26 protein-coding genes and 3 tRNA genes are annotated in these 21,855 nt (G+C 56.0%); 10 read left to right on the forward strand and 19 right to left on the reverse strand.

Going from position 1 to position 21,855, the window contains the following annotated elements; all coding sequences use genetic code 11:
* Positions 1-156: 156 nt before the first annotated feature.
* Complete coding sequence (locus tag ACSBQV_RS00325; protein ID WP_033642635.1) at positions 157-471, forward strand: hypothetical protein; 315 nt, start codon at positions 157-159, stop codon at positions 469-471.
* A gap of 174 nt (positions 472-645) precedes the next feature.
* Positions 646-1,077, forward strand: a complete 432-nt coding sequence (locus ACSBQV_RS00330) for a hypothetical protein (RefSeq protein WP_033642636.1) — start codon at positions 646-648, stop codon at positions 1,075-1,077.
* 17 nt (positions 1,078-1,094) lie between these two features.
* Here the strand turns inward: ACSBQV_RS00330 and ACSBQV_RS00335 are convergent, their stop codons facing one another.
* Positions 1,095-1,436: a GlpM family protein gene (locus tag ACSBQV_RS00335; RefSeq protein WP_025302360.1), complete on the reverse strand. Its 342-nt coding sequence runs from the start codon at positions 1,434-1,436 to the stop codon at positions 1,095-1,097.
* A 129-nt stretch (positions 1,437-1,565) separates the two neighbouring features.
* Complete coding sequence (locus tag ACSBQV_RS00340; RefSeq protein WP_004927950.1) at positions 1,566-1,790, reverse strand: DUF2594 family protein; 225 nt, start codon at positions 1,788-1,790, stop codon at positions 1,566-1,568.
* Between the two features lie 694 nt (positions 1,791-2,484).
* Between ACSBQV_RS00340 and uvrY the strand changes: the two genes are divergently transcribed.
* The 8 genes from uvrY to ACSBQV_RS00380 all read left to right on the forward strand — a co-directional run bounded on the left by uvrY (position 2,485) and on the right by ACSBQV_RS00380 (position 7,355).
* Positions 2,485-3,141: a UvrY/SirA/GacA family response regulator transcription factor gene (gene uvrY, locus ACSBQV_RS00345; RefSeq protein WP_004927947.1), complete on the forward strand. Its 657-nt coding sequence runs from the start codon at positions 2,485-2,487 to the stop codon at positions 3,139-3,141.
* A complete protein-coding gene (gene uvrC, locus ACSBQV_RS00350; protein WP_071883544.1) occupies positions 3,134-4,966 on the forward strand; it encodes an excinuclease ABC subunit UvrC in 1,833 nt (610 codons plus the stop codon). Before uvrY ends, uvrC begins: the two co-directional genes overlap by 8 nt.
* Before the next feature lie 58 nt (positions 4,967-5,024).
* Positions 5,025-5,573, forward strand: a complete 549-nt coding sequence (gene pgsA, locus ACSBQV_RS00355; protein ID WP_033642639.1) for a CDP-diacylglycerol--glycerol-3-phosphate 3-phosphatidyltransferase — start codon at positions 5,025-5,027, stop codon at positions 5,571-5,573.
* Between the two features lie 144 nt (positions 5,574-5,717).
* Positions 5,718-5,793: transfer RNA gene (locus ACSBQV_RS00360), tRNA-Gly, on the forward strand.
* A 357-nt stretch (positions 5,794-6,150) separates the two neighbouring features.
* A complete protein-coding gene (locus ACSBQV_RS00365; RefSeq protein ID WP_047026313.1) occupies positions 6,151-6,603 on the forward strand; it encodes a hypothetical protein in 453 nt (150 codons plus the stop codon).
* Positions 6,604-6,954: 351 nt separating this feature from the next.
* Positions 6,955-7,028, forward strand: a tRNA-Cys gene (locus ACSBQV_RS00370).
* A gap of 10 nt (positions 7,029-7,038) precedes the next feature.
* A tRNA-Leu gene (locus ACSBQV_RS00375) sits at positions 7,039-7,124 on the forward strand.
* A gap of 87 nt (positions 7,125-7,211) precedes the next feature.
* The gene (locus ACSBQV_RS00380; protein ID WP_162489630.1) at positions 7,212-7,355 is read left to right on the forward strand and encodes a hypothetical protein; all 144 of its coding nucleotides are present in this window, start codon (positions 7,212-7,214) and stop codon (positions 7,353-7,355) included.
* Here the strand turns inward: ACSBQV_RS00380 and ACSBQV_RS00385 are convergent.
* From ACSBQV_RS00385 to ACSBQV_RS00465, 17 genes are all read right to left on the reverse strand, one after another.
* Positions 7,297-7,518 (reverse strand): ogr/Delta-like zinc finger family protein, encoded by a 222-nt coding sequence (locus ACSBQV_RS00385; protein ID WP_072008418.1) that lies wholly within the window; start codon positions 7,516-7,518, stop codon positions 7,297-7,299. The genes ACSBQV_RS00380 and ACSBQV_RS00385 overlap by 59 nt on opposite strands.
* Before the next feature lie 74 nt (positions 7,519-7,592).
* On the reverse strand, positions 7,593-8,684 hold the full coding sequence (locus tag ACSBQV_RS00390) for a phage late control D family protein (protein WP_434991385.1): 1,092 nt from the start codon (positions 8,682-8,684) through the stop codon (positions 7,593-7,595).
* Positions 8,681-9,145, reverse strand: a complete 465-nt coding sequence (locus ACSBQV_RS00395; RefSeq protein WP_033654183.1) for a phage tail protein — start codon at positions 9,143-9,145, stop codon at positions 8,681-8,683. Before ACSBQV_RS00395 ends, ACSBQV_RS00390 begins: the two co-directional genes overlap by 4 nt.
* An 11-nt stretch (positions 9,146-9,156) precedes the next feature.
* Positions 9,157-12,075 carry a phage tail tape measure protein gene (locus ACSBQV_RS00400; RefSeq protein ID WP_434991386.1) on the reverse strand — a complete coding sequence of 973 codons (2,919 nt, stop codon included), beginning with the start codon at positions 12,073-12,075 and terminating at the stop codon, positions 9,157-9,159.
* Positions 12,068-12,190, reverse strand: coding sequence for a GpE family phage tail protein (locus tag ACSBQV_RS00405; protein WP_072008420.1), 123 nt, complete (start codon positions 12,188-12,190; stop codon positions 12,068-12,070). The genes ACSBQV_RS00400 and ACSBQV_RS00405 overlap by 8 nt, the downstream gene beginning before the upstream one ends.
* 11 nt (positions 12,191-12,201) lie before the next feature.
* A complete protein-coding gene (locus tag ACSBQV_RS00410) occupies positions 12,202-12,528 on the reverse strand; it encodes a phage tail assembly protein (RefSeq protein ID WP_434991387.1) in 327 nt (108 codons plus the stop codon).
* 71 nt (positions 12,529-12,599) lie between these two features.
* Positions 12,600-13,115, reverse strand: a complete 516-nt coding sequence (locus ACSBQV_RS00415) for a phage major tail tube protein (protein WP_033654182.1) — start codon at positions 13,113-13,115, stop codon at positions 12,600-12,602.
* 10 nt (positions 13,116-13,125) lie between these two features.
* The gene (locus tag ACSBQV_RS00420) at positions 13,126-14,298 is read right to left on the reverse strand and encodes a phage tail sheath protein (RefSeq protein WP_166729800.1); all 1,173 of its coding nucleotides are present in this window, start codon (positions 14,296-14,298) and stop codon (positions 13,126-13,128) included.
* 178 nt (positions 14,299-14,476) lie between these two features.
* Positions 14,477-15,520 (reverse strand): phage tail-collar fiber domain-containing protein, encoded by a 1,044-nt coding sequence (locus ACSBQV_RS00425; protein ID WP_434991388.1) that lies wholly within the window; start codon positions 15,518-15,520, stop codon positions 14,477-14,479.
* A 10-nt stretch (positions 15,521-15,530) separates the two neighbouring features.
* Positions 15,531-16,346 (reverse strand): hypothetical protein, encoded by an 816-nt coding sequence (locus ACSBQV_RS00430; RefSeq protein WP_434991389.1) that lies wholly within the window; start codon positions 16,344-16,346, stop codon positions 15,531-15,533.
* 4 nt (positions 16,347-16,350) lie between these two features.
* Positions 16,351-18,375 carry a hypothetical protein gene (locus tag ACSBQV_RS00435; protein ID WP_434991390.1) on the reverse strand — a complete coding sequence of 675 codons (2,025 nt, stop codon included), beginning with the start codon at positions 18,373-18,375 and terminating at the stop codon, positions 16,351-16,353.
* On the reverse strand, positions 18,359-18,976 hold the full coding sequence (locus ACSBQV_RS00440) for a phage tail protein I (RefSeq protein WP_308385966.1): 618 nt from the start codon (positions 18,974-18,976) through the stop codon (positions 18,359-18,361). The genes ACSBQV_RS00435 and ACSBQV_RS00440 overlap by 17 nt, the downstream gene beginning before the upstream one ends.
* Positions 18,969-19,877, reverse strand: a complete 909-nt coding sequence (locus ACSBQV_RS00445; RefSeq protein ID WP_049187580.1) for a baseplate assembly protein — start codon at positions 19,875-19,877, stop codon at positions 18,969-18,971. The genes ACSBQV_RS00440 and ACSBQV_RS00445 overlap by 8 nt, the downstream gene beginning before the upstream one ends.
* Complete coding sequence (locus tag ACSBQV_RS00450; RefSeq protein WP_049187581.1) at positions 19,877-20,224, reverse strand: GPW/gp25 family protein; 348 nt, start codon at positions 20,222-20,224, stop codon at positions 19,877-19,879. The genes ACSBQV_RS00445 and ACSBQV_RS00450 overlap by 1 nt, the downstream gene beginning before the upstream one ends.
* Entirely contained in the window at positions 20,221-20,859 is a 639-nt protein-coding gene (locus tag ACSBQV_RS00455) for a phage baseplate assembly protein V (protein ID WP_434991391.1), read from the reverse strand. Before ACSBQV_RS00455 ends, ACSBQV_RS00450 begins: the two co-directional genes overlap by 4 nt.
* An 81-nt stretch (positions 20,860-20,940) precedes the next feature.
* Positions 20,941-21,396, reverse strand: a complete 456-nt coding sequence (locus ACSBQV_RS00460; protein WP_060428432.1) for a phage virion morphogenesis protein — start codon at positions 21,394-21,396, stop codon at positions 20,941-20,943.
* Entirely contained in the window at positions 21,384-21,851 is a 468-nt protein-coding gene (locus ACSBQV_RS00465; protein ID WP_308341351.1) for a phage tail protein, read from the reverse strand. The genes ACSBQV_RS00460 and ACSBQV_RS00465 overlap by 13 nt, the downstream gene beginning before the upstream one ends.
* Between the last annotated feature and the right edge of the window lie 4 nt (positions 21,852-21,855).

The following is a 21,855-nucleotide window of genomic DNA, read 5'->3' on the forward strand; positions in this document are numbered from 1 at the left end:
TTATTTCTGTTTTTTTATTGTGCCTTTATTTTCGGAATTCTTCTATTAAATACTTTTTAGTTACAGGGAATTCATTTGCATTTTAAATTTGGATTTTTTAAATTCAGCTCAGATGAGGGATAACCGTTAGCGACAGGTTCAAAAAAGGAGTTTATTTTGTCTGGGATAAAGAAAACGCCTGAAAGCCATGGCGGTTTGCCTTCACCATCAGGGGATTATGATAATTTTAAGCACCTTTCCGATGTTGGCACCGTGTTGGGATATGGGCGAACTCGCTTTTATCAGTGGTGCCGCGGACGCGGATTTCTAACGCCGATGAATGTTCCTTCGCATGAAATGCTCAGTCTGGGATATATGGTGGCGGTGCTGTCAGAGACCGGTCATACCCGGGTTTACGTCACGCCGGATGGCTTCAGCTATGTCAGTGATGCGTTTGCGGCAGATATCCAACGCGGCATGGTAAAGTTTTAAATTTGTAAAAATCGCCTTTATTTCAAGGTCTTTAATGCAGAATCTTCTTATCATGAAAGACGCGCTGGGCGATGAGTGGGAAGTTATCCGATTTTTTCGTCTTTGCGACATGAAGGCTACTGACAGCAGCTATTCTCTTGTTACGATAAGCATTATTTTTTTCAGGAGCCAAGGATGAAGCATTACGCCGCGTTGTTGTTCGCCTCTGCACTGTTGACGGGATGTGCGACCCAAGCCGTACCACCGCAACAGGCTGAATTACCGCCCCCAAGCCGTCTGATGCTTTATCAGAATATCCCGGATACGCCATACGCCACGGTGGTGGTGGTGCGCGACAGTGGAATGCTGGCGGGTAGCTGCCGCACCGGCGTTTATGTGAATGGGGAGTTCGCCGCTTCGCTGGGCGCGAAAGAAAAAGCGGAGTTTCGCGTGCCGCCGGGCAATACTTCGGTGAGCATCGGGCAAGATATGATAGAGAACTCTCTGTGTATTTGGCGAGATACCAGCGGCAGCGTGCCGATGACGCTGCGCGCCGGTGAAAGCCGCTATCTGCGGATCGCCGGCGATCGGCAGCGAGGCTTCGTTTTGCAGGCTGGGCGGCCGTAACCGCCCAGGCAAGGGCGTTAACGCCCTTGCCACCATCCCCACAGTGTAATTAATAGCCACGCCGCCGCAATCCAGCACAGTACCGCCGCACCCAGCGCTAACGACAGCCGCAGACTGTTAATCAGGAAATACAGCGAAATCAAATACACCAGATAGGGCAACACCGCCCACATGCCGAAAATCAGCGTCGTTTTCAGCGCCGCTATTGAACGTTCGCTGCCGACAACATAATGCGCAATCAAAGCGAAAGTGGGGAAGAGCGGGACTAAACCGGCGATATAATAGTTGCGCGTTTTGGCCAGCAGGCCGATCAGAACCACGACCAGCGCGCCTATCAGCGCTTTGACAAGGATGCCCATAACGGTCTCGGGTGTCGGGGGAAAGCCAACACACTGCCCGAAAGCCTGAGCAGAATCAATGGCGTATTGCGTATTGCGTAGTGCGGAGAAAAACAGACCCGCATGAATCGCGGGTCTGAGCGGCAACGTTTACTGGCGGTAAGCGTGCTTGATTTGCTGAATGCTGTTCTTGAAGATTTCCGCCTGAGTCGGATCTTCAATCTGGGCGATGAAACGTTCCATGTTGATGATGACTTTCCCGGCATCGGCCTGGCCGATCGACTTCAGGATCAGCGTCAGCGTGGCTTTGAGGCAGGCAACCTCGGTCGCCAAGATCTCCGGGTTTGCAGACGTAGTGAAATCAACGTTGCTCATTTTCTCTCCTGATTTTTGAGGCCGTAGCCTGATACAAGCTGCTTTAGCGCACCGCGCGCGGACTATAGGCAAGTTGCCCACGCACGGCGGCGAATTTAACTGGGCGCGGAGTATAGCATAGCATGCGTCAGCCATCTGCACCGGGCTTGCTCTGGCGGCGCTGGTGGGTGAAGTTTGCTCATTGCACGCCCGGGTCATCCATTGTCGGCCAGTTATTTCGAGGCGGTTAACAAGTATTTGCCCGGCTCGTTATTGTTGAACAATCGGGGTTATTATAATTATTAGGGGCGGGTGGCACTGATTTTGCCGGCGTTGGTCGGTAATAATAGTTTTGTACGCCGGCTGTCAGGTTCGCGTTGGCCGCGGCTTTAAATATCAAATGATTACAAACAGCCAACAGCCGTGTTAATATTATTCATGTCGTGATTGCTTACACAGATTTCTCCCTCGCGGCATGATTGTCGCGCTATCCTGTGTCTGACGCAGCGCGACGAAATTATTTTCGTCGCTCGATCTTTTCCGACGTGACGATTTATCGGCGGCATAGACGGCTAAAATTGAAAAATCAGCTATGCTCCGCAAAGTTATTCGGAAGTATGTATTAATCTGTGTTCATTCTTGTCTGAAAAACAAGTAATATCTCTGGCGAAAACAGAGGCTGATTGCGTTACTCCCTTTTTTTGGAGAATTTTCCTTGATTAGCGTTCTTCTTGTTGATGACCACGAACTGGTGCGCGCAGGGATACGACGCATTCTTGAAGATATCAAAGGTATAAAAGTTGTCGGTGAGGCCCAGTGCGGTGAAGACGCCGTAAAATGGTGCCGTGGCAACGCTGTCGATATCGTGCTGATGGACATGAATATGCCGGGCATTGGCGGGCTGGAAGCCACGCGCAAGATTGTGCGTTATGCACCCGACGTCAAAGTCATCATGCTGACTATCCATACCGAAAATCCCTTGCCCGCGAAGGTGATGCAGGCGGGTGCCGCCGGCTACCTGAGCAAGGGCGCCGCGCCGCAGGAAGTGATTAACGCCTTGCGTTCCGTGCATGCGGGGCAGCGCTACATCGCGTCTGACATCGCCCAGCAAATGGCTCTGAGCCAGCTGGAGCCGCAGGCCGAAACGCCGTTCAGCTGCCTGTCTGAGCGCGAGCTGCAGATCATGTTGATGATCACCAAAGGCAAAAAAGTGAATGAGATCTCGGAGCAACTGAGTCTCAGCCCGAAAACGGTGAACAGTTACCGTTACCGTATGTTCAGCAAATTGAATATCAGCGGCGACGTCGAACTGACCCACCTGGCCATCCGACATGGATTGTTCAATGCGGAGACGTTGTTAAGCAGTGAATGACCGTTTTGATGCCAAAGCTTTCCTGAGTACCGTCACCAGCCAACCTGGCGTCTATCGTATGTATGACGCCACTGGCACGGTGATCTACGTCGGTAAAGCCAAAGACCTGAAAAAACGTCTCGCCAGCTATTTTCGGCAACAGGTCAGCAGCCGTAAAACCGAAACGCTGGTTAAAAATATCGCGCAAATAGACGTAACGGTTACCCATACCGAAACAGAAGCGCTGTTGTTGGAACATAACTACATTAAATTGTACCAACCGCGATATAATGTTCTTTTGCGAGACGATAAATCTTATCCGCTGATTTTTCTCAGCGCCGATACCCATCCCCGTTTAGCGGTGCATCGCGGCGCCAAACACGCCAAGGGCGAATATTTCGGTCCTTTTCCCAACTCTTACGCCGTGCGCGAAACGCTGGCGCTGCTGCAGAAGCTGTTCCCGATCCGCCAGTGCGAAAACAGCGTGTATCGCAACCGCTCGCGCCCGTGTCTGCAGTATCAGATCGGCCGCTGTCTGGGCCCTTGCGTCGCCGGCCTGGTGAGTGAAGAAGAGTACCGGCAACAGGTGGACTATGTGCGGCTGTTTCTTTCGGGCAAAGATCAACAGGTGTTGCACCAGCTGATTGCCCGCATGGAAGAAGCCAGCAAGCTGCTCAATTTCGAAGAGGCGGCGCGCATACGCGATCAAATTCAGGCCGTGCGCCGCGTTACCGAGCGGCAGTTCGTCTCGGGCGACAGTGACGATCTGGATGTCATCGGCGTGGCGTTCGACGCCGGTATGGCATGCCTGCACGTGCTGTTCATCCGTCAGGGCAAGGTGTTGGGCAGCCGCAGCTATTTCCCTAAGGTGCCGGGCGGTACGGATATGAGCGAAGTGGTGCAGACTTTCGTCGGCCAATTTTACCTGCAGGGCAGCCAGGCGCGCACGCTGCCCGGCGAGATCCTGTTGGATTTCAGCTTGCCGGAAAAGGACCTGCTCGCAGAATCGCTCTCCGAGTTGGCGGGGCGCAAGATCCAAATTCAAAGCAAGCCGCGCGGCGACCGCGCCCGTTATCTGAAGCTGGCCCGCACCAACGCGGCAACGGCGTTGACGACCAAGCTTTCGCAACAGTCGACGATCCATCAGCGGCTGGCGGAATTGGCCAAAGTGCTGAATCTGGCGGAAATCAACCGTATGGAATGCTTCGACATCAGCCATACCATGGGCGAACAGACCGTAGCTTCGTGCGTGGTGTTCGACGGAAACGGCCCGGTGCGTTCGGAGTATCGGCGCTACAATATTAGCGGCATCACCCCCGGCGATGACTACGCGGCGATGACGCAGGTGCTGAAACGCCGTTACGGCAAAGCGCTGGAAGAGAAAAAAATCCCGGATGTCATTTTCATCGACGGCGGCAAAGGGCAGCTCGGCATGGCGATCGACGTGTTCAACTCGCTGAACGTCACCTGGGACAAGAATAAACCGTTGCTGATCGGCATCGCCAAAGGCGCCGATCGCAAGGCCGGGTTAGAAACGTTGTTCTTCGTGCCGGAAGGCGAAGGGATTTCGTTGCCGCCGGATTCGCCGGCGCTGCATGTGATCCAACACATCCGCGATGATTCACATAATCATGCGATTACCGGTCACCGGCAGAGAAGGGCGAAAGTCAGAAACACCAGCGCACTGGAACTGATTGAGGGCGTAGGGCCGAAACGGCGCCAGATGCTGTTGAAGTATATGGGCGGACTGCAACCTTTGTTGAACGCCAGCGTGGAGGAAATTGCAAAAGTGCCGGGTATTTCACAAGCATTGGCAGAAAAGATCTACAATGCATTGAAACACTGAGGGCAATGTAGCAACATACTCTTAATTTCCACTTTAGCCAGATAGTTACCGTAGCATTATGCAATTGAATATACCGACTTGGCTTACCCTGTTTCGCGTAGTTCTGATCCCATTCTTTGTGCTGGCGTTTTACCTGCCGTTCAGCTGGGCTCCGATGGTTTGCGCCGTTATCTTTGTGTTTGCCGCTGTCACCGACTGGTTTGACGGTTTCCTGGCGCGCCGCTGGAAACAAACGACGCGCTTCGGGGCGTTTTTGGATCCGGTCGCGGACAAAGTGATGGTGGCGGTAGCGCTGGTGCTGGTGGCGGAGCACTACCACAGCTGGTGGATCACGCTGCCGGCGGCCACCATGATCGCCCGCGAAATCATCATTTCGTCGCTGCGCGAGTGGATGGCGGAAATTGGCAAACGCAGCAGCGTGGCGGTGTCCTGGATCGGCAAAGTGAAGACCATGGCGCAGATGATGTCGCTGGTGGGTTTGCTGTGGCGCCCGGATCGCTCTGTGGAATATGTGGCGATCGGCTTGCTGTATATTGCGGCGGTGCTGACTTTCTGGTCGATGTTCCAATATTTGAACGCGGCGCGTAACGATTTGCTGGAACCGTGATCGATACGCTGCAAAAAGCGGCAAACGATCGTGGTGGGCCAACAATTTTATTGACTCATCACGTCAGGTAAGTAGAATGCATCGCATCAGACGACAACGATGAATTGCCGAAAGATAGCAAAGAAATCAGTCGGTTCTGGTAATGCGGGAATAGCTCAGTTGGTAGAGCGCAACCTTGCCAAGGTTGAGGTCGCGAGTTCGAGCCTCGTTTCCCGCTCCAAACATTAGCCTGTTGAATCCCGTGATTCGGCTGGTAAGGAAAAGGGGCTTCGGCCCCTTTTTCGTTTTCTGCTTCTGCGCCATTCGGCGAAACCTTTCTTCATCTTCCCATATCGATTATTGACTCTCCTCACGTATCTTTCCTGTCGTTGTCATACTGCTGGATGCAGCCGTTAAACGGTGAAACAATAATTTGATACGTCGGGCGGTTCGCCATGCAAGAAGAAAATAACGCGGCGTATGACACCATCCGAGCACTCAGGCACAGCCATGCTGCGCTGTCGCCTCGCCAAATCGCTGGGTTATCGGCAAAGTGAAGCGGTAGGTCGGTCTTTTGGAACCGGGCATAGGAGGATGTATGGAATCTGGTGCTTTAAAGCATCTGATAAGAACGGCGGCGGGATGTGCGCTGTTCTTCGGCCTGGTCGCCCCGCCGTTGGGGGGCGTGCTCATGTTTCTGCTGATGGCGTTCGGCAGCGGTGAGTGGGTGGGAATAAGTCTTCTCGATGCCGGCGACTTGCTGGGCATGGCCGGGTTTATCGGCATTTTTTCTTATGCGCTCGGTTTTTTGCCGGCATGTTTGGCGGGGGCTATTGCCGGTATCGCCCATTCAGGCATTCGCCAATTGCGGTGGTTTCTGCTGTTGTGTGCGGTGGTGTCCGCCATTGCCCCCGGTTTGCTGAATGCCGATCAACGTATTTTTGGCGCGATCGCGGTCTTACCGGGAATGTTCGCCGGGTTTTTATGGTGGCGCCGGAGATTGCGTGATGCCCCGACTGATGAGGTTTTGCACGATAGCCCTTCGCCATAAGCAAGCAAAAAGCCGGGGAGGGCCATTCCTGTCGAGAAAAAGAACCGTTTTGCCCGTGAATTCCTGAGCCGATGCATATAATATCAACATTCCGCTTGCCTTTTCGTTGGCATTGTGAACAGTGCGCCCACAAAATAAGCAGTTGAAAGCGTTAGAGAACTTTTTGCTATTTCGGGGGGTTGCCAAGGTGGGGGGTTTAGTCCATAATGCAGTCCATCGATTCGGCAGTAACGAAATAAATTACTTAAGAATCAGATGATTAGGGTAAGCGATTTTATCATCGCAATCCCGAAGAACAAAACGAAGTGGGTGATTCACCGGCTTTGGCCTGAAAAGGCAAAACAGAATAAAGGCGCGTTAACAAAGCGGTTATGTAGCGGATTGCAAATCCGTCCAGTCCGGTTCGACTCCGGAACGCGCCTCCAACTTTCCCGAGCCCGGGTGGTGAAATCGGTAGACACAAGGGATTTAAAATCCCTCGGCTTATGGCTGTGCGGGTTCAAGTCCCGCCCCGGGTACCAGGGAACAAAAATACCGAATAATCAAAGCAATAAGTAGTAATGTCGTAACCGCCGAGAGGCGGTTTTTTTGTGCCTTAAAATCACCAAATGGCAGCAAAATGGCAGCGCGATGGCAGCGCAGATTTTCTCTATGCAAAAGTAACGCCCGCATTTGCGGGCGTTTTTCTTGTAGCTATCCAAAAATCAGCGAAGCTTGACCGCCGCTTTGTGGGTGAGGGGGAACCGGATTAACGTTATGCGGCTTTGAAATTACGCGGGTAAAGGTTTCATGGCTGACAAACGTGCATCCACAATTGATGTTTGTGCACTGGTTGTAGCGCTCTTTGGTCGTATTGGTGATGTAGCTCGATGATCTGGTGTGTGCGGCTTGGCCGCATTCAGGACAATGCATCATGGCGGGGTTCTCCGTCATGTTCCCGGCTAAGGCCAGTATTGCTGGTAATTATGCACAAATATTGGCCGTTTGCATTATTCCATTTCCAGCTCGTCGATTTTTACCTCAAGATCCAGCGACGTCGTAAACCCGCTGCCGTTCAAACTGTGCGTTACTGTGACCAGCGTCCACTTTGCTTCGTCGATCTCACGCTTAAAGCCTTTGACTGTGACGGGTGCTTCCGGGTAAAGCTCTGCACGGCCGCGCGCCAGCTGGATCGAGAAAGTGGCGACGCCGCGCTGTATCCGTTCCCAATTGGCCTTTGCCGCGCGCTGGGCATTGTATTTTGTTGCGTAGGTATGGCGTAACACCAGGACGTTTTCATCGCTGCCGACTAAATATTCCCCCTGTTTTTCTTCCTCAACCATTGGCTTTTTCTTGCGGCGGCGCTTGACCTTGACCGGCTCGCTTTTCGCGGCGCGAGTGTTTAACCAGTTCGCTACCACGCCCGTATATGCCCCGCGATCGGTCAACGTGAATTGATGACTGTCGCCCGACTGGCGATTGATTAGCATTTCTGGGATCTGTTTGCCGTTGACGGTCTGATTTTGGCCTTGTTTGAAGAACAGCAGATTACCGTTCTTAACAGCGGCCACTGCGCCATTTTCTTTCGCTATGCGGGTGATGAAACTCCCGTCCGACTCGTTGGTCTGGTCGATGTGAGGAATCGCTATATCAGCCATATTTTTATTGATGACCGGCGTTAGCTTGTTGCGAGTGGCGACGCTTTTCACGATATCGCCCAGGGTTTTCTTGTGATAGGAGTTGTCGCGCTGTACGTTTAGCGTTTGTCGAAAATCAGCGCTGCGTGCCGTGATCGTCAACTTATCCGGCGCGCCGGAATGCCCTATTTCATCCACCACAAACAGCCCTTTGTCGATCGTGCCGGTATCTTTCCAGCCGATAGCCACGGCGATGCTGACGCCGCGACGGGGTAGCATCAGGCTGCCGTCGCTGTCGTCAAGCTCGATCTCCAGCTGGTCAGCCTCAAAGCCCCGGTTATCGGTCAGGGTCAAGCCAAGCAGTTTTTCGCTCACCTTCCCGGTAATATCGACGCCGTCGATTTTCAACGTAAAGGCCGGCGTATTGCTGCCGCCGATCTTGTCCAGGGTGTCGAGTAGGCTCATGATAAAAGCCCCCCGACAGTGTCAGATACCTGAGTGGCGAGGTCTTCAAATTGCTGGGATAAATCGCCGAACATATCTTTTAACCCTTCATCCGTGCGCTTCAGCGTGATGGTAAACTCGATGCGCCTGGCGGATCCGTCCTGAAAGAAAACGGTTTTGCTTCGGGTCAGACTCTCGATCACGAACATGCCATGAATCGCGCCACTGCCTTCGATAAGCGACCACGCCTTGCCTGTTTCCGCCATCAACTGGATCGCCATTAGCGACACTCGGCCGCCGGTCAGTTCCGGCAATAGGACGCCGCTCAATGTGATCGTTTCATCGTCCGGCCCCAAAAACTGGCTTTGCGGTCGAAGCCCGACGCGGCTGTTTGTCGGGTGTCGCCATGACATTTGGTGCTGAAATTCCTGGTATGGAACGGTTTGCAGCATGAACACGAACATGCCTAATGCCATCATCATAATGATTATCCTCACTCGAAATCGTTGTAACTGCTGTTCACCTTGGCGCGCGCCTGCCGTTCTCTCGCGTCAAGTTGTCTGGCAACTTCCCGCGCGATATCCAACGCGCTCTGTCCTGGCTGCGGATTGATGGTTATCGGCGCGTGGATCTCGACAATTGGCGCATTGGTACGCTGATATGATGCGCTACCGGCGGAGCGATATTGGTTCCCGGCCAGGCTGTGTGGGTGTAGCGGGGCGTCTGCTGCTGTTGCACCATTCATGAACAGGGCGGCAACGGCGGCCATTGCTGCGGTGTTTCGGCGGCTGGTGACGTTTACCGGCCCACTGACGATTTCCGGCCCATACTCTCCGACAATGCCGAATTTACCCAGCGGGATACGGCCGCCGTTGTCATGCTCTCCGGTGTAGCGATAGCGTATTGCATCAGCTGAATTTCCTGTCGGCCCTGGCGTCATCATGACACCAGCGCGGCGGGCTGCGGCGGCAACAGCCGGGTTTTCCTGCGCCAGTTTGCGCGTTTCTGCCGACCGTACTTTAATTTCGTCCAGCTTATCCAGTACCCACTTGATTGAGTCCGTCAGCAGTTTCAGTGGGGTTAGCGCCATCTCAATGCCTGCCGCCAGAAATTCGCCGAAGGTCTTCCCGGCCGATGCCGCGCTTTCCAAATTGTCTTTTGTCGATTTCACTGGCGTCAGCAAATCTGTGAACCAGCCCCACAACGCTTTAACCTTGTCGCCGATCCAGTTGAATACTGGCATCAATGGTGCAAAAGCGTCTTTGATCGGTGCGGCGGCGCTTTTGAATCCTTCGACAACACCGCCGAGAAACGCCTTGATAGGCTTCCAGTATTTGTAAATCAGCACACCAGCGCCGACGATCGCGGCCGCAATCAGTCCCAGCGGGCTGAGTAGAATGCCGAACATACTCGCCAAGCCGCCGAGGGCGAAGCGGAGGAATCTCAGTGGTGAGGTTGCCAGCCAGGTAAATACGCGCCCAACTCCTTTCATCCCCTTGGCGGCTGTCTGTAGTGGTGATGATGCAAATGTCATCACTGCGCGGCTGGCGTTCCCTAAGCCTTGCTTAGTGAATGTCAGCGCGCTTTTCCCTGCTTCAAGTAATGAACGGCTGAAGCTCCCGACTTGCTTTTTAGTGATAGGCGTCGTACTGGCGAATTTCAGCATGCTGAGTGAGAGGTTAGGCAGCAGGCGAATACCTAACATGCGGGTGCTGAACCGGAGCAGGGCAAACGGGCCGAGCAGCCCGACTACGGCGATCGCCAGCGTACCGAAAACGGTCGTTGCAATAGCGGCTGCTGCCCCTATCTTAACAATGGCGGCGCTTATGTTGGGGTGCGCTTTTAAAAACTCAGCAACGCCGTGCAAAACGTTGCTGATGCCTTTGGCCGTTTTTCGTAGCCAGGCGTCGTTTTTTTCAAACAGTTCAACGCTGATATTTTCCAGGGCGGCATGCAGCATCGTCATGTCGCCTTTCATGTTATCCAGCATGGTGCCGGAGACGCGCGCGGCCTCGCCATCATACTCGCCCGGCGCGCCGCGCATTTTTTGCAGCTTGCCATCTGATACCGCACGCATCAACTCACCGAATCCAGTGACCGCATACATGCCGGCAATATCTTTGAAAATCTTACCGCGATCGACGTTCCCCATTTTTGACGTCTTCTTGTCGATATCTTTCAAAATATCGACCAGGTCGCGCATATTGCCGTCTTTGTCTTTGGTTTCGACGCCTAGTTTTCTGACGGTGGGGCTGTTGCCAATTCTGCTGAGAATAGCGCGCATTGCTGTACCAGCTTGGCTACCTTGAATGCCCGCGTTCCCCATGATCGCCGTGGCGGCTGAAACGGTTTCCAGGCTTTGCCCATATTCGCGGCCGACGCCGGCGGAATATTTCAATGACTCGCCCAGCATCGGAATATCAACGTTGTTCCGTGTGAACAGCGCGGTAAGCACATCCGCCACTCTGTCCATTTTTTCCGCTGGGATCCCCATCGCGGTTTGAATGTTTGACGCAATATCGGCTGTCGTGCCCAGGTCAATGTCGCCGGCCGATGCCAGATTCAGCATCCCCGGCATGGCTTTCAATACCTGCTCCGGAGAATAACCCGTCCTCCCGAGGAAGTATTGCCCCTCGGCAACCTGGAGATCGGTAAATTTTGACGATAGCGGCAGGGTTCTCGCCTGATGGCGCATAGCCATCATTGCGGGATCTGACTTGGACGGGATACGCGTTACAGCCTGTGTTTTGCTCATCATCGCGTCAAAGTCATAACCGACGTGCAAGGCATTGGCCAGCCCGCGGCCCATCGCGCGCCCGGTGGCCATCGAGGTGTAACCCACCCCGGCAGCCATAACTTTTCGCTGATTACTCTCGTCGAATTGATGGCGCGCAGCATTCAGCCGTTTTTGCTGCTGGGCCTGCTGCTCAAGTCTTCGCTGCTGTGCTGCAAGTGCGCCGGTTGTCCCGCTGATATTGGCGCGCAGCGATCGCTGGGCCTCACCAAGTCGGTTAGTCGCCATGCCGCTGTTTTGCAGTGCGGTGCGCTGGTTTTGCAGTGACAGCCGGAGATCGGAATATTTTTGCTGAAGGCGGGCCGCTTCCTCCCTGGCCTTCTGAAATTGGCGCGCCTGCTTCGCCGTCGGGGTTTCCGTTGATTTCATGGCGATAGCCAGATTGCGCGCTTTATCGCGGGCAGTGCTTAGCGCCTGAGCGGCGGCGGCTACCTGGGCTTTTGTCTTACGGAAACCGTCAATTTTCCCAGCCTGATTATCCAGCTGTTTTAATTGGTCTTTGGTGGCTTTAACAGAAGCGGCCAGCGCTTTATTGCTGGCCTGCATGGATTTAAACGGGCGGGTGACTTTATCGACCGCGCTCAGTAAAACCTGCAATCGGAGGTTTTTGTCACTCATCACTTGCCCCACTGCGGATTATGGCTTTATGCCGCCACTCCAGCAGCTCGGCCAGCGGCATTGAGTCGGTGACGGTCGGCGGCCAATGGAAGACGGCGGCAATATCCGCCGTCAGATCTTCTACTGTCAGATGTTCAGGAAATCTGACCTGACCGAACTCGGTAAGAAAAAAATCGCCACAGCTTGCGACAGCTGATAAAGGTCAGCCGGATCGAGGTTGGCAACCTCGGCCGCCGTCAGGTTCGGCGTGGTGATACGCGGCAATACTCTGATCAGGGAATCGACGTCGGTTTCGATCAGTGCCTGCAAACGGGTGCCGCGCAGCGCGCCGGAATTCGGCTTGTTGACGGTCACTTCGGTGATCTGCGTAGTGCCGCGCACGATCGGAACGTCAAGGGTGATCGGCTGGTTGGTCGCCAGTTCTGCGCCGTCTGTCGTCTGTTTTTCTTTCATCACGTTATCCTAATGATTGGTGCTGTTTAGGCGGCCCCTGCGGGCCGCATGAAATACCTGTCAGCAGGCGATTACAAGCCGATGGCGCGGCGGTGCTCCGCCAGGCGGTCAACGCCATCAACGATCTCGACCATGTTCACGGTGTCGATTTCCATCAGGACGCTGCCGTCCCATGTCAGCTTGAAATAGGTGTTTTTGGCGCTCAGCTTGGTCTGCGTGTTGTCGCCCTGCTTATAGTTGCCATGATCAAACTCGGAGAAACGCCCGCGCATGACCACTTCGACGGCAATGATCTCGGCGGTGTCGTCACGCTGGAATGAACCGGCAAAGCGCAGGAGTACGCCGTCAACTTTGGCGATGCCCCATTGCTTGTAAATCTGCGCCTCAATGCCGCCAAGAGTGATCTCGGCATCCAGTGCGCCATCATCCAGCCCCAGATCAACGCTGGCGCTGCCGTTCATGCCGCCGCCCCGGAATGCTTCAAGCTTTCGCGTCAGCTTCGGCAGGGTGATTTCTTCAATAACGCCCTGGTAGCTGTTGGCGTCATTGAACAGATTCAGGTACTTCAGTTTGCGTGGTAAGGCCATCGCGTCCCCCTTAACTGTTCACGTTCTGAGTGAAGTTCATCAGATACTGATCGGTGATGCGCTGGCGCAGCAGCAGGTTTTCGAGCGGCGGCACAGGCGTGTAATCGTAATCCAGCACCAGCTTGCCGGATGCCAGGACGTCCTTATGGTTGGCCGCTTCATCAATCCAGCAATTCCCGTCAACGATGTAACCGCCGTTTTTCAGCTCGCGGAATTTGGCGTTGATGCCCTCGATAATGTCTTTTGCAAGGGAAGGGTGCAGCGGCTGATCTACTGCCCACATCTGCGCCTCGGCCATCGTGTCGGCCAGCACTTGCGCGGTGCGGGTGTAGTTTTCAAACTGGAACAGCGGATCATCGGAGCAGGTGCGCGACCCCCAGAAGCGAAATCCGTCTTTTCGGATCAGCGTGGTAACGTCATTTTGGTTCAGCAGGTTGGCATCGGTGGCCGTATCCTGCAAATCCCAATAGACGTCGGCGCTGATACCGGTCACGCCGTTAACGCCGACGTTGGACAGGGTTTTGTGCCAGCCGACCTGCTGATCCAACTTGGCGCGCAGCCCGAGCGCGCGGGCTGTTGCAAACGCGGTTGCGGATGCATTGGTCGTGGTATCCCAGCTCAGGAAATCCGGCCAAATCAACATAGCTTCGCGCTGGCTGAAGTTTTTGCGGTAGTCGATCGCCTCGGATACCGTCTTACAACCATAGGCGCTGAGGTAGGCGAAGGCGCGGAGGCTTTGCGCCACGGCCAGTAATTCGGAAGCAACCGCCTCGTTATCGTGGCCCGGCACACCCAGAATGCGGGGTTTAACGCCAAGCTGGCTTTGTGCGGCGAGCAAGGCTTTCATGCCGGTTTTCTTGCCCTCGGTGGTCACGCCGCCGATGATATTGGTTGTCGTCTCGGCTTCGGTTTCGCCCTGGGCGACACGCACCACAACAGTGACGGGCTTTGCCTGATTGGCGATGGCATCCAGCGAGCGGGCGAGGGTGCCGGTTTCGCCGGCCTTGCCGCTGGCGGTCAGGACGTCGGTAATTAGCACAGGGGTGTTTAACGGGAATGCTTTTGCGTCGGCGTCGTCACCGGTACAGACCATACCGACGATGGCGGTGCTGACAGTGGTGATGGTGCGGGTGCCTTCGTTGATTTCCTGCACGCGCACGCCGTGGTGATAGTCTTGAGCCATTAGGCGGATCTCCTGTAACGGTGTTCCCCTATGGTGGCGGCGGTGCGCGGTTAATGCATGCGGTGGGCTTTGTGTGGTGGCTGGCACAAGGTGGCGCGCCAATCAGCGCGGCAGGATGGATGGTGATTACAATGACGGTATTTGCCGTAAAAATAAAGCCCTGCCATGCAGGGCGTTTTTATGCGGCGCGATACCAGCACATTAGCTTGATATGACTTTCAACAATGCTGAATGCCTGGCCGCCGCCGACCTCGGCAGATGTTATTTCGAGGCTGTGGCTGTGCTTACCAATGTTTACCGTGTGATTGTGCTTGCCAATATCGACGGTGTGACTGTGCTTGCCGTTCTGACTTGTCCAGTTCCGGGTGCGGTGGCTGTCATTGTCCGAACCGACGACGTAATCGCCATCCCACGCCTCACCCGGGGCCACCATGCCGCCCTGATGCGCGTGATCGCCGCCTTCTGACGTCCATTTCGTACCGTGGTCAAATTCCGACGCCCATTTGGTGCCGTGGTCGAACTCGCCCACCTGGCCGCTGACGCCGTGGTTGTGCTTCGGCATGTTCCCGACGTTCAGCGTCGCCGTATCTGCGCCGCCCGTTCCCATCACATCGGAGCCGTCTTCTTTAGCGATTCGGATAGACTTATTTTCGCCGGTGTAATACCAAAGCGTTCCTGGCCACTGCTTGTTAGGGTTGAGGAACGTCGCGAAAAATTTCACGTCGCCGATGGGATACATTTCATCAAACGTGACCTTCTGGCGCGCCAGCTCGTAGGCGTCGTTTGCACGCTGTACGGCCTGCCTCACCTGGTTATTCACATATTCGACGGTTGCCAGCACCACGGACGGATCCACCTTCAGCGTCACGGCCTCGGTGCTGCTGACGCGCAGCAGCATGCGCACCGTGGAAATCCGCCCGGAGCCTTCCTCCAGCATCGGTTTGTAGGTTGCCGGCAGACTGCCATCGGCGATGCGCTCGCCGGTGTCGTCATAAATCGCCGTTCCGTGGATCCAGAATCCGCCGACGTTTTCAGGGATCACCATTTCCACGAACAGCACGCCATCTTCCACCACGGACAGCGTGTTAACCTCGGCGCGGTACATTTCGGTTTCGCCATCGGTGACGGTCATGTGCGTGATGTTCAGCCGTGTGCCGTTGGCGATGGCCTCGGCGATCTTCCGTTCGCCGGCGGCGGTTAATTGGCTGCTGTAGATCGGCATACGTCCCCCTTTACAGCTTCGCTTTGACGGCGTTCAGGCGGTCATAGATGATTGCGCGCTCGTCCAGACTCGCCAGCCCCGGCACGATCAGCATCATAGCGAGATCGCCAAAGAAACCGTTTCTGAATGGACTACCGGCACCGCCGATAATCAGCTGCCGTGATGCTGGCGTGTTGAACGGAATGGCGGGAACCGCTTTTTTCTGTCGCAATACGCCGTCGATCTCAATCAGGTGATGCTCTGGCGTGATCTCGATGTAGGCCGTGTGCCAAATCCCATCGTCAACAAACGTCGTATTCAGCGGGTAGTTGTTGTCCGTCACTGGTGAGTTAGTGCCGTGGTTCATCCACAGCGCTGTGCCGGTGTACGCATCATCGCGAAAGCGCAGGGCCATCAGGTTGGGTGATGTGTCGTTGTTGCCGAGGATATTACCCCCGGTGCCCTGATATCCCCCTTGCAAGCGCAACGGGATACGGTAAACCATTGCCAGCACAAAAACGCCATGCTGCGGAATGGCTTCGTATTCACCGGCCGCCAGCACCGCGCCGGGTGCTGACGGGCCACGGCCCAGCCCGAAATTGAGCACCGGAGTGCCTTTTTCCGAGTTGATCACACGCGGGAATACGCTGGGGTTCAGCGGTAGCCATGACGCATTGCCGGAACGGTCATCAATTGACGTGACATTTGTCCCGCTGACATTCACGCCGCTGGTCGATTCGATCCACAGCGACGGATCCATGTACAGAATGTTTTCTTCCTGTTCTGTCAGGTCATACGATGGCAGATAGCCGTTTTCAAATTCGTCTTGTCCTTCAAATACCAGCATTTTTCTACCTCGTCATGTTCATGATGTAAGCCGGGCACCAGTTCGGGTGCGCCTTGTTTTCGTAAAGCGAAATGTGCGCCGTGCTGTCACACAGCACCCCGCGCGCGCCGATGATCGGCCCGTCCTGATTTGACGTGTTATCGTCATTGCGCTTGATGGCGTACCCCAGGCGGCACGATGGGCCGGCAGGGGGCTTGGATAGCTCAATTTCAATCAGCGTGTTGGATACCACTTTCACGCTGGTGATGGTCGGCGGGCTGTCGGTGAAGTCGTCAAAAACATAGCCCATGCCGGCACCCAGTCCGGCTGTCTTGATCACCTCGTCCGTCCTGTCAATCACCAGCGGTGGCCGTGGGACTTCATGCGTTAACTGAAACACGGTGTCGGACTTCCAGACGTAGCCGGTTGGGCGAACGGTGCGCCAGCCGGTGCCGAAACACTCCCACACAATGGCGCGCGCCACAGCCTGGCCGCGTCGGTTCTGGCCGAGCGAGTTGATGTGGATGGTGTCACCGGACGGGTGAGGGTAAACCGGCCCGGCCAGGCGCAGATTACCGATCCCATCAACATCAAATTGCGCCTGGCGCACAGGCTGATCCCAGATTTTGCGCGAGGTGGGTGTGAACGCGCTTTGCGAGATGATGATCGGCACATTGGCTGACTGATTGAAAATACGGCGCGCCTCGGCCTGGATATTGCCATCAAACTGCTGCAACTGTCGGCTGTAGCGCTCGGTCGTCATAAACGTCACCTGATCGCTGTCAGACTCACCGGCCATCACGTCGACGGCCAGGAATACCGGTTTCCAGCCGTTCCGGTCGCAAATATCCCGCGCATCGATCAGCCCCTGGATCAGCGCCTGCCAGGTCTGCGTGCCCTTGGTCAGTTCCATGTACGGTTTGCCGCCTTCTGCCGCAATGAATGACAGCGTGCGGATACGGTGGCCGGTCTGTTTTTCCACTTCGCTGACTACGTGGGCGGCCATGCTGCTTGCTGCCGTCTCTTTCCAGCCGCTGTTAATGGTTTCCCGCAGCGGTTCCAGCTCGCTGATCGGCGCGCTGCCTCGGTTGGGGTTTTCCTTGCCCGCGCCACGGCTTGACTTGAACATCCAGCATTGATCCGGATAGAGCGGGTCGGTGGCGATCAAAACGTCGCCGTTCATTGTGTTCCAGCCCTGCGCCAGGCTCTGCCCCCAGATAACGATGATGTAGCAAATGTTAGGATCAGGATCGACAGAGAGCCGCGTGCGGGTGATACCGCACACGCCGCCGGCGGACGAGCTGCTGTAGTTGATGTTCTTTGCCGGTGCCTGCGTATCGCCAGCGATGCGCTTTAGCCCTTTGTCGGTGGCGATATAGTGCGCGCCGTCCTGCGTGTACGCCTCGGTGATCTGGCGCTTTTTGTTCAGATAGATGCGCGTGCATACCGCGCCATCCGGCAGCGCGACCGGCAGCGACTTATACATGAAGCGCGCCGGCAACTCTGATTCGGCGGCGGCCAGCTGTGCGCGCCCTCGCCGGCGGCCGTCAATCCAGCACAAACGGCCTTTTTTATCGAGGAATGGCGCAACGCGCCCGGACGGCGCCCGAACACCGGCCGTAAACTCGGGCGGCAGCCCGGCCAGCCGGGATGGTACGTTGCGCACCTTGCGCTTGATACTGTCAACGGCATCCGTCAGCCCTTTGCCGCTCGGTAGCCATTCACCCGTTGGCGTCGCCACGCCGTCGACGTTTTGATATTCCTGCACCCACTGACCGGAAACCGTGGAGCGAACACCAAATTTTGTCCCTAACGGGATACGGCCGGCGGTAATATCTGCCTGCGCCTGGGCTGCGCTGGTGTACGGCCCTTCGCCGAGTAATGCCATACCGGCCAGCGCGTCAGCCTGGTTACGTAAGAAGGTGGTGCGGTCGGCAAGCTGCCGGGCCTGGATATTGGCGACGCCGCTTTCCCCGCCTTCGACAGTGTCGGCCCTGTCAATCTGGTAGATATCCGACACCCAGAGTGATTGCTCATTGATTTTGGTCATACTGCTCCCCGGTGAAAGAAACTTGCCCGTTGTAACTCAGCGTGCCGTCATATCGGCTGACGGGATTTGGGCGATAGCCTGCTGGGTACACGGTCAGTATTTCGCCCATGTATCCACAGGCGGCTGAAAAAATGTGGCCTGATGTTCTCGTCTGGATGTTGATCCCGTTGATATGCCTGCTGACTGGTTTTGCGTCACCGATCAAACGCTCAAGCTCACGGACGATTTCGTCAGTGATCCCGACGTCGTTCACGTCGATGGTGAGACGGAACGTGCCGCGCGGGTCGGCGATTTCCCACCACTCGGCGATCGACATTGAATAGCCCATTGCCTCAATGACACGCCGGATGGCGGCAACCGTTCCCTTTCGGCGATGTATGTAAAAGGCATCCGTCACGGCCTTGCGCTTCTCTGCCGCCGTCCATTTCTCGTCCCAGCGGTCTACCGAAAACGCCCAGGCCAGATAGGGCAAAAACTTTACCGGGCAGCGCGCCGGGTTCCACAGGTCACGCAGCGGGACGTTCAGATCGCTGATGCCCGCGCACGCCTCCGCTGCTCGCCGCTCAAGCTGCGATGAACCAGGCGGCAACAGGCTATTCATCTGAACCGCCGATCCTGATGTGGTAATCGGTGCAGTTGGCGGCCTGAGTACGATCTAGCACCACGTCAGCGAGCGGCGCGGCCAGTTCAACGCGCTGCACGCCCTGGGTATGCAGGGCGGCATAGATGGCTGATAGCCGAATATCGCGGCCCAGCCGGCGCTGCTCGTTGATGTAGTTTTTTAGACGCAGTTCGGCATCGGCCATGATCGGCTCAATCGCCGGGCCGGGGTAAACGTAGAGCGTGGCATCAATTTGATAGTTAACAATTTTTGCAGACTGCACGGTCAGGCGGTCGGCCACCGGGCGGACTTCCTCGTCATTCAGCGCGGCGCTGACGGCGGCGAGCAGTTCCGGCGATGCTGTGCCGTCGCCGTCGCGGGATAGCACGCTGATGGTGACTTCTGCCGGCGCAGGGCTGATCGCCGAGGCGTCGGCGACTTTGCCGTCAGCGCTCTGCGCATGAAATTCATAGGCCCCGGTCGGGCCGGCGACGCTCATACCTTCGAAGGCGGCGGGGACGCGCTGGCGCAGGTCGGCATCGCTTTCCATCGTCGGCGGTACGGGTGGGACAGCACCCGGATCACCCTGATCGATCACCAATCGCTTCACGTCGTTGTTTGCGGCCAGTTGGTCGAGGTCGCTGCTCATGGCGTAGGCCACCATTACGGCCTGCGCCGCCTCATTGACGCGCTGGCGCAACAAAACTTCACGGTAGGCGGATTCTTGCAGGACTTTGACGATCGGCTCGGACTCATAGCCCAGCGTGCGGCGCACTGCTTCCCGTTCTTCCTCCGGGTACAGGCTGATCAATCGCTCTTTACGCGCATCAAAGAGCGTTTCATAGTCCAGTTCTTCAATGACATTGGGGCGGGGTAGCTGACTCAGGTCAATCGTCGCCATTATTGCCCCCTGATCGGTAATGAAAATTGAACGCGGCCGGCGGTATCGGTTCGGTTGCCGACCAGGTCAACAACCATTTCCCCGTCCATGTTCGATGTGATGTTGACGGCGGTCAGGGATATGCGGTCTTCCCAGCGCAGCACCGCACCATAAACAGCGGCCATCATCTGAAGCTTGAGCGCCGGATTTTGCGGCTGGTCGATCAGGGCCGACAGCTGCGAGCCGTATTTGCGACGCATGACGCGGCTACCGACGGGGGTGATCAAAATGTCGCTGACAGACTGGCGGATGTGGTCGATCTCGCTGATAGACTCGCCGCTGTTACGGTTCATGCCGAGATACATCATGATGTTGGCCCCCCGGTGTTGCCGCCGCCGTTCTGCACGTTGCCGTGATAATGCAGATGGACGATCACGCCGTTGGAGTTAAAGCCTCCGCCGGTGTGGGTGATGTTGCCGTACATCTCGCCGCCGTACTTCAGCAGCAGCGATCCGGCGATCAGCTTGTTTGTGCATTCCACGACGGGCGCATCCAGCGTGATCATCTGGCTGGCGGTAACGACGACGACGTTTGACGTGGCGCTGATTTTCTCAGCGGCCTGGATATCGGCGTATTTCATGCCGCGCGCCGTTAGCGTGCTGTTTTCCGGCTCGTACTCAATGACTGCGCCGTCGGGAAAATCAATGCGGACGGCGTCAGGTGAAGCGGATGGTGCAGGGTGCTGGTCGGAGAACACAGCCGGCAGCACAAAGCCGGTGGTCAGCTCACCGAAAATGCTCAACACGATCACTTGTTCGCCCACCGACGGGGCCGACCAGCAGCGCACCCGGCCGGCGCGCAGCGTCAGCCAGTTCAGCCAGTCGGTTTCATTTGCGCCGGTTAATACGCGGCATAAGCCTTTCGCCGTATCCACGTCGGACACGGTGCCGATGCGCACAATGTTAGCCAGGCGGCGGCGTAGTTCAGTGAGGATTGCATTCATACCGCCAGTGTGACGCGTGCGGGCGCGGGGGGCATGCGATGCGCCTTGTGCCATCGCTGGCACAAGGCGGCGGGGATGTAGTTATTTGGCTATGTGGGTCAAGGCCAGATCCTTGATCCATTCGATATCGTCGTCAGTAAAGCCGAGCAGTTGCCGGCGCTCATAGCGCACTGTCGGGCCGTTCCGGCTGACTTTATCACGCAGGCCGTAATGGTGGACGGCGGACAAATTCGTCACGCCGGCGGCGAAGGTGACGGCGGCTTCATCGGGGCCGGATTCCGTTTTCATAAAGCGCGCGGTGCGCAAGCGCGTGAACATCTTGCGGCGGATGCGTCCCTGTTTGTCCCGGCGCTTGCTCTTGCGCGGAACGTAGGGGGATCCGTCCGGGTTTTTTTGCTCTTGAATATGCTTTTGCTGGCGCTGGCGCAATTCTTTCGCCACTTGGCGCGTGAATACGCGCCGCGACTGCGGGGAAAGCTGTTGGAGCAAGACAGAAAGGGTATCGTCCAGCGTCTGGAAATCATCTAAGCGGCCCATGCTGCCACCTTCCGGCCCTGCATCCAGATTTCAAACTCGGTGACGTTATTCGGCGGCGGTGGCGGTTCCTCGACGTGGCTGACGTGCAGCTTGCCGTTCTCCTCTTTGACGATCACGCGCTCCGTCAGTTTCAGATCAATGCTGATATCCCTCACCCCGTTATTCAAGAAATCCGCCTCGAAGGTGAAGCCGTCGCCGCGCTTGTCCGGGTTCGCCATAATGTCCGGCTGATTGGTGCGTAGCCAATGCAGAATAGGGACGATCAACAGATTGGCGTCGTCGGCGTAGTTGGTCACGATCATATTGAGGGTGTATTGATACTCAAACGACAGCGACGGGGCGAAGGTGCTGTAAATCGTGCCCTTATCAATAAAAATACGCAGGAAATCAGGGTTTTCTCTGATGTGATTGACGGCGTCGCCCAGGGCGGCGCGCAGGGAGTCGGGTTTTAACATGGCA

The sequence above is a fragment of the Serratia sp. B501 genome (genome assembly GCF_051172315.1).
Taxonomy (GTDB): Bacteria; Pseudomonadota; Gammaproteobacteria; order Enterobacterales; family Enterobacteriaceae; genus Serratia; species Serratia ureilytica.

Excerpts from the sequence above, each read along its gene's own strand:
- ACSBQV_RS00450 (WP_049187581.1), bottom strand. The coding sequence starts at position 20,224 with ATGATGTATCTCGGCATGAACCGTAACAGCGGCGAGTCTATCAGCGAG.
- ACSBQV_RS00415 (WP_033654182.1), bottom strand. The coding sequence starts at position 13,115 with ATGGCCTTACCACGCAAACTGAAGTACCTGAATCTGTTCAATGACGCC.
- ACSBQV_RS00380 (WP_162489630.1), top strand. The coding sequence starts at position 7,212 with ATGGCAGCAAAATGGCAGCGCGATGGCAGCGCAGATTTTCTCTATGCA.
- ACSBQV_RS00435 (WP_434991390.1), bottom strand. The coding sequence starts at position 18,375 with ATGACCAAAATCAATGAGCAATCACTCTGGGTGTCGGATATCTACCAG.
- ACSBQV_RS00330 (WP_033642636.1), top strand. The coding sequence starts at position 646 with ATGAAGCATTACGCCGCGTTGTTGTTCGCCTCTGCACTGTTGACGGGA.
- ACSBQV_RS00365 (WP_047026313.1), top strand. The coding sequence starts at position 6,151 with ATGGAATCTGGTGCTTTAAAGCATCTGATAAGAACGGCGGCGGGATGT.
- ACSBQV_RS00425 (WP_434991388.1), bottom strand. The coding sequence starts at position 15,520 with ATGCCGATCTACAGCAGCCAATTAACCGCCGCCGGCGAACGGAAGATC.
- ACSBQV_RS00395 (WP_033654183.1), bottom strand. The coding sequence starts at position 9,145 with ATGATGATGGCATTAGGCATGTTCGTGTTCATGCTGCAAACCGTTCCA.
- ACSBQV_RS00430 (WP_434991389.1), bottom strand. The coding sequence starts at position 16,346 with ATGCTGGTATTTGAAGGACAAGACGAATTTGAAAACGGCTATCTGCCA.
- ACSBQV_RS00335 (WP_025302360.1), bottom strand. The coding sequence starts at position 1,436 with ATGGGCATCCTTGTCAAAGCGCTGATAGGCGCGCTGGTCGTGGTTCTG.
- pgsA (WP_033642639.1), top strand. The coding sequence starts at position 5,025 with ATGCAATTGAATATACCGACTTGGCTTACCCTGTTTCGCGTAGTTCTG.
- ACSBQV_RS00385 (WP_072008418.1), bottom strand. The coding sequence starts at position 7,518 with ATGATGCATTGTCCTGAATGCGGCCAAGCCGCACACACCAGATCATCG.
- ACSBQV_RS00460 (WP_060428432.1), bottom strand. The coding sequence starts at position 21,396 with ATGGGCCGCTTAGATGATTTCCAGACGCTGGACGATACCCTTTCTGTC.
- ACSBQV_RS00340 (WP_004927950.1), bottom strand. The coding sequence starts at position 1,790 with ATGAGCAACGTTGATTTCACTACGTCTGCAAACCCGGAGATCTTGGCG.
- ACSBQV_RS00400 (WP_434991386.1), bottom strand. The coding sequence starts at position 12,075 with ATGAGTGACAAAAACCTCCGATTGCAGGTTTTACTGAGCGCGGTCGAT.
- ACSBQV_RS00440 (WP_308385966.1), bottom strand. The coding sequence starts at position 18,976 with ATGAATAGCCTGTTGCCGCCTGGTTCATCGCAGCTTGAGCGGCGAGCA.
- ACSBQV_RS00420 (WP_166729800.1), bottom strand. The coding sequence starts at position 14,298 with ATGGCTCAAGACTATCACCACGGCGTGCGCGTGCAGGAAATCAACGAA.
- ACSBQV_RS00445 (WP_049187580.1), bottom strand. The coding sequence starts at position 19,877 with ATGGCGACGATTGACCTGAGTCAGCTACCCCGCCCCAATGTCATTGAA.
- ACSBQV_RS00465 (WP_308341351.1), bottom strand. The coding sequence starts at position 21,851 with ATGTTAAAACCCGACTCCCTGCGCGCCGCCCTGGGCGACGCCGTCAAT.
- ACSBQV_RS00455 (WP_434991391.1), bottom strand. The coding sequence starts at position 20,859 with ATGAATGCAATCCTCACTGAACTACGCCGCCGCCTGGCTAACATTGTG.
- ACSBQV_RS00390 (WP_434991385.1), bottom strand. The coding sequence starts at position 8,684 with ATGAGCCTACTCGACACCCTGGACAAGATCGGCGGCAGCAATACGCCG.
- ACSBQV_RS00410 (WP_434991387.1), bottom strand. The coding sequence starts at position 12,528 with ATGAAAGAAAAACAGACGACAGACGGCGCAGAACTGGCGACCAACCAG.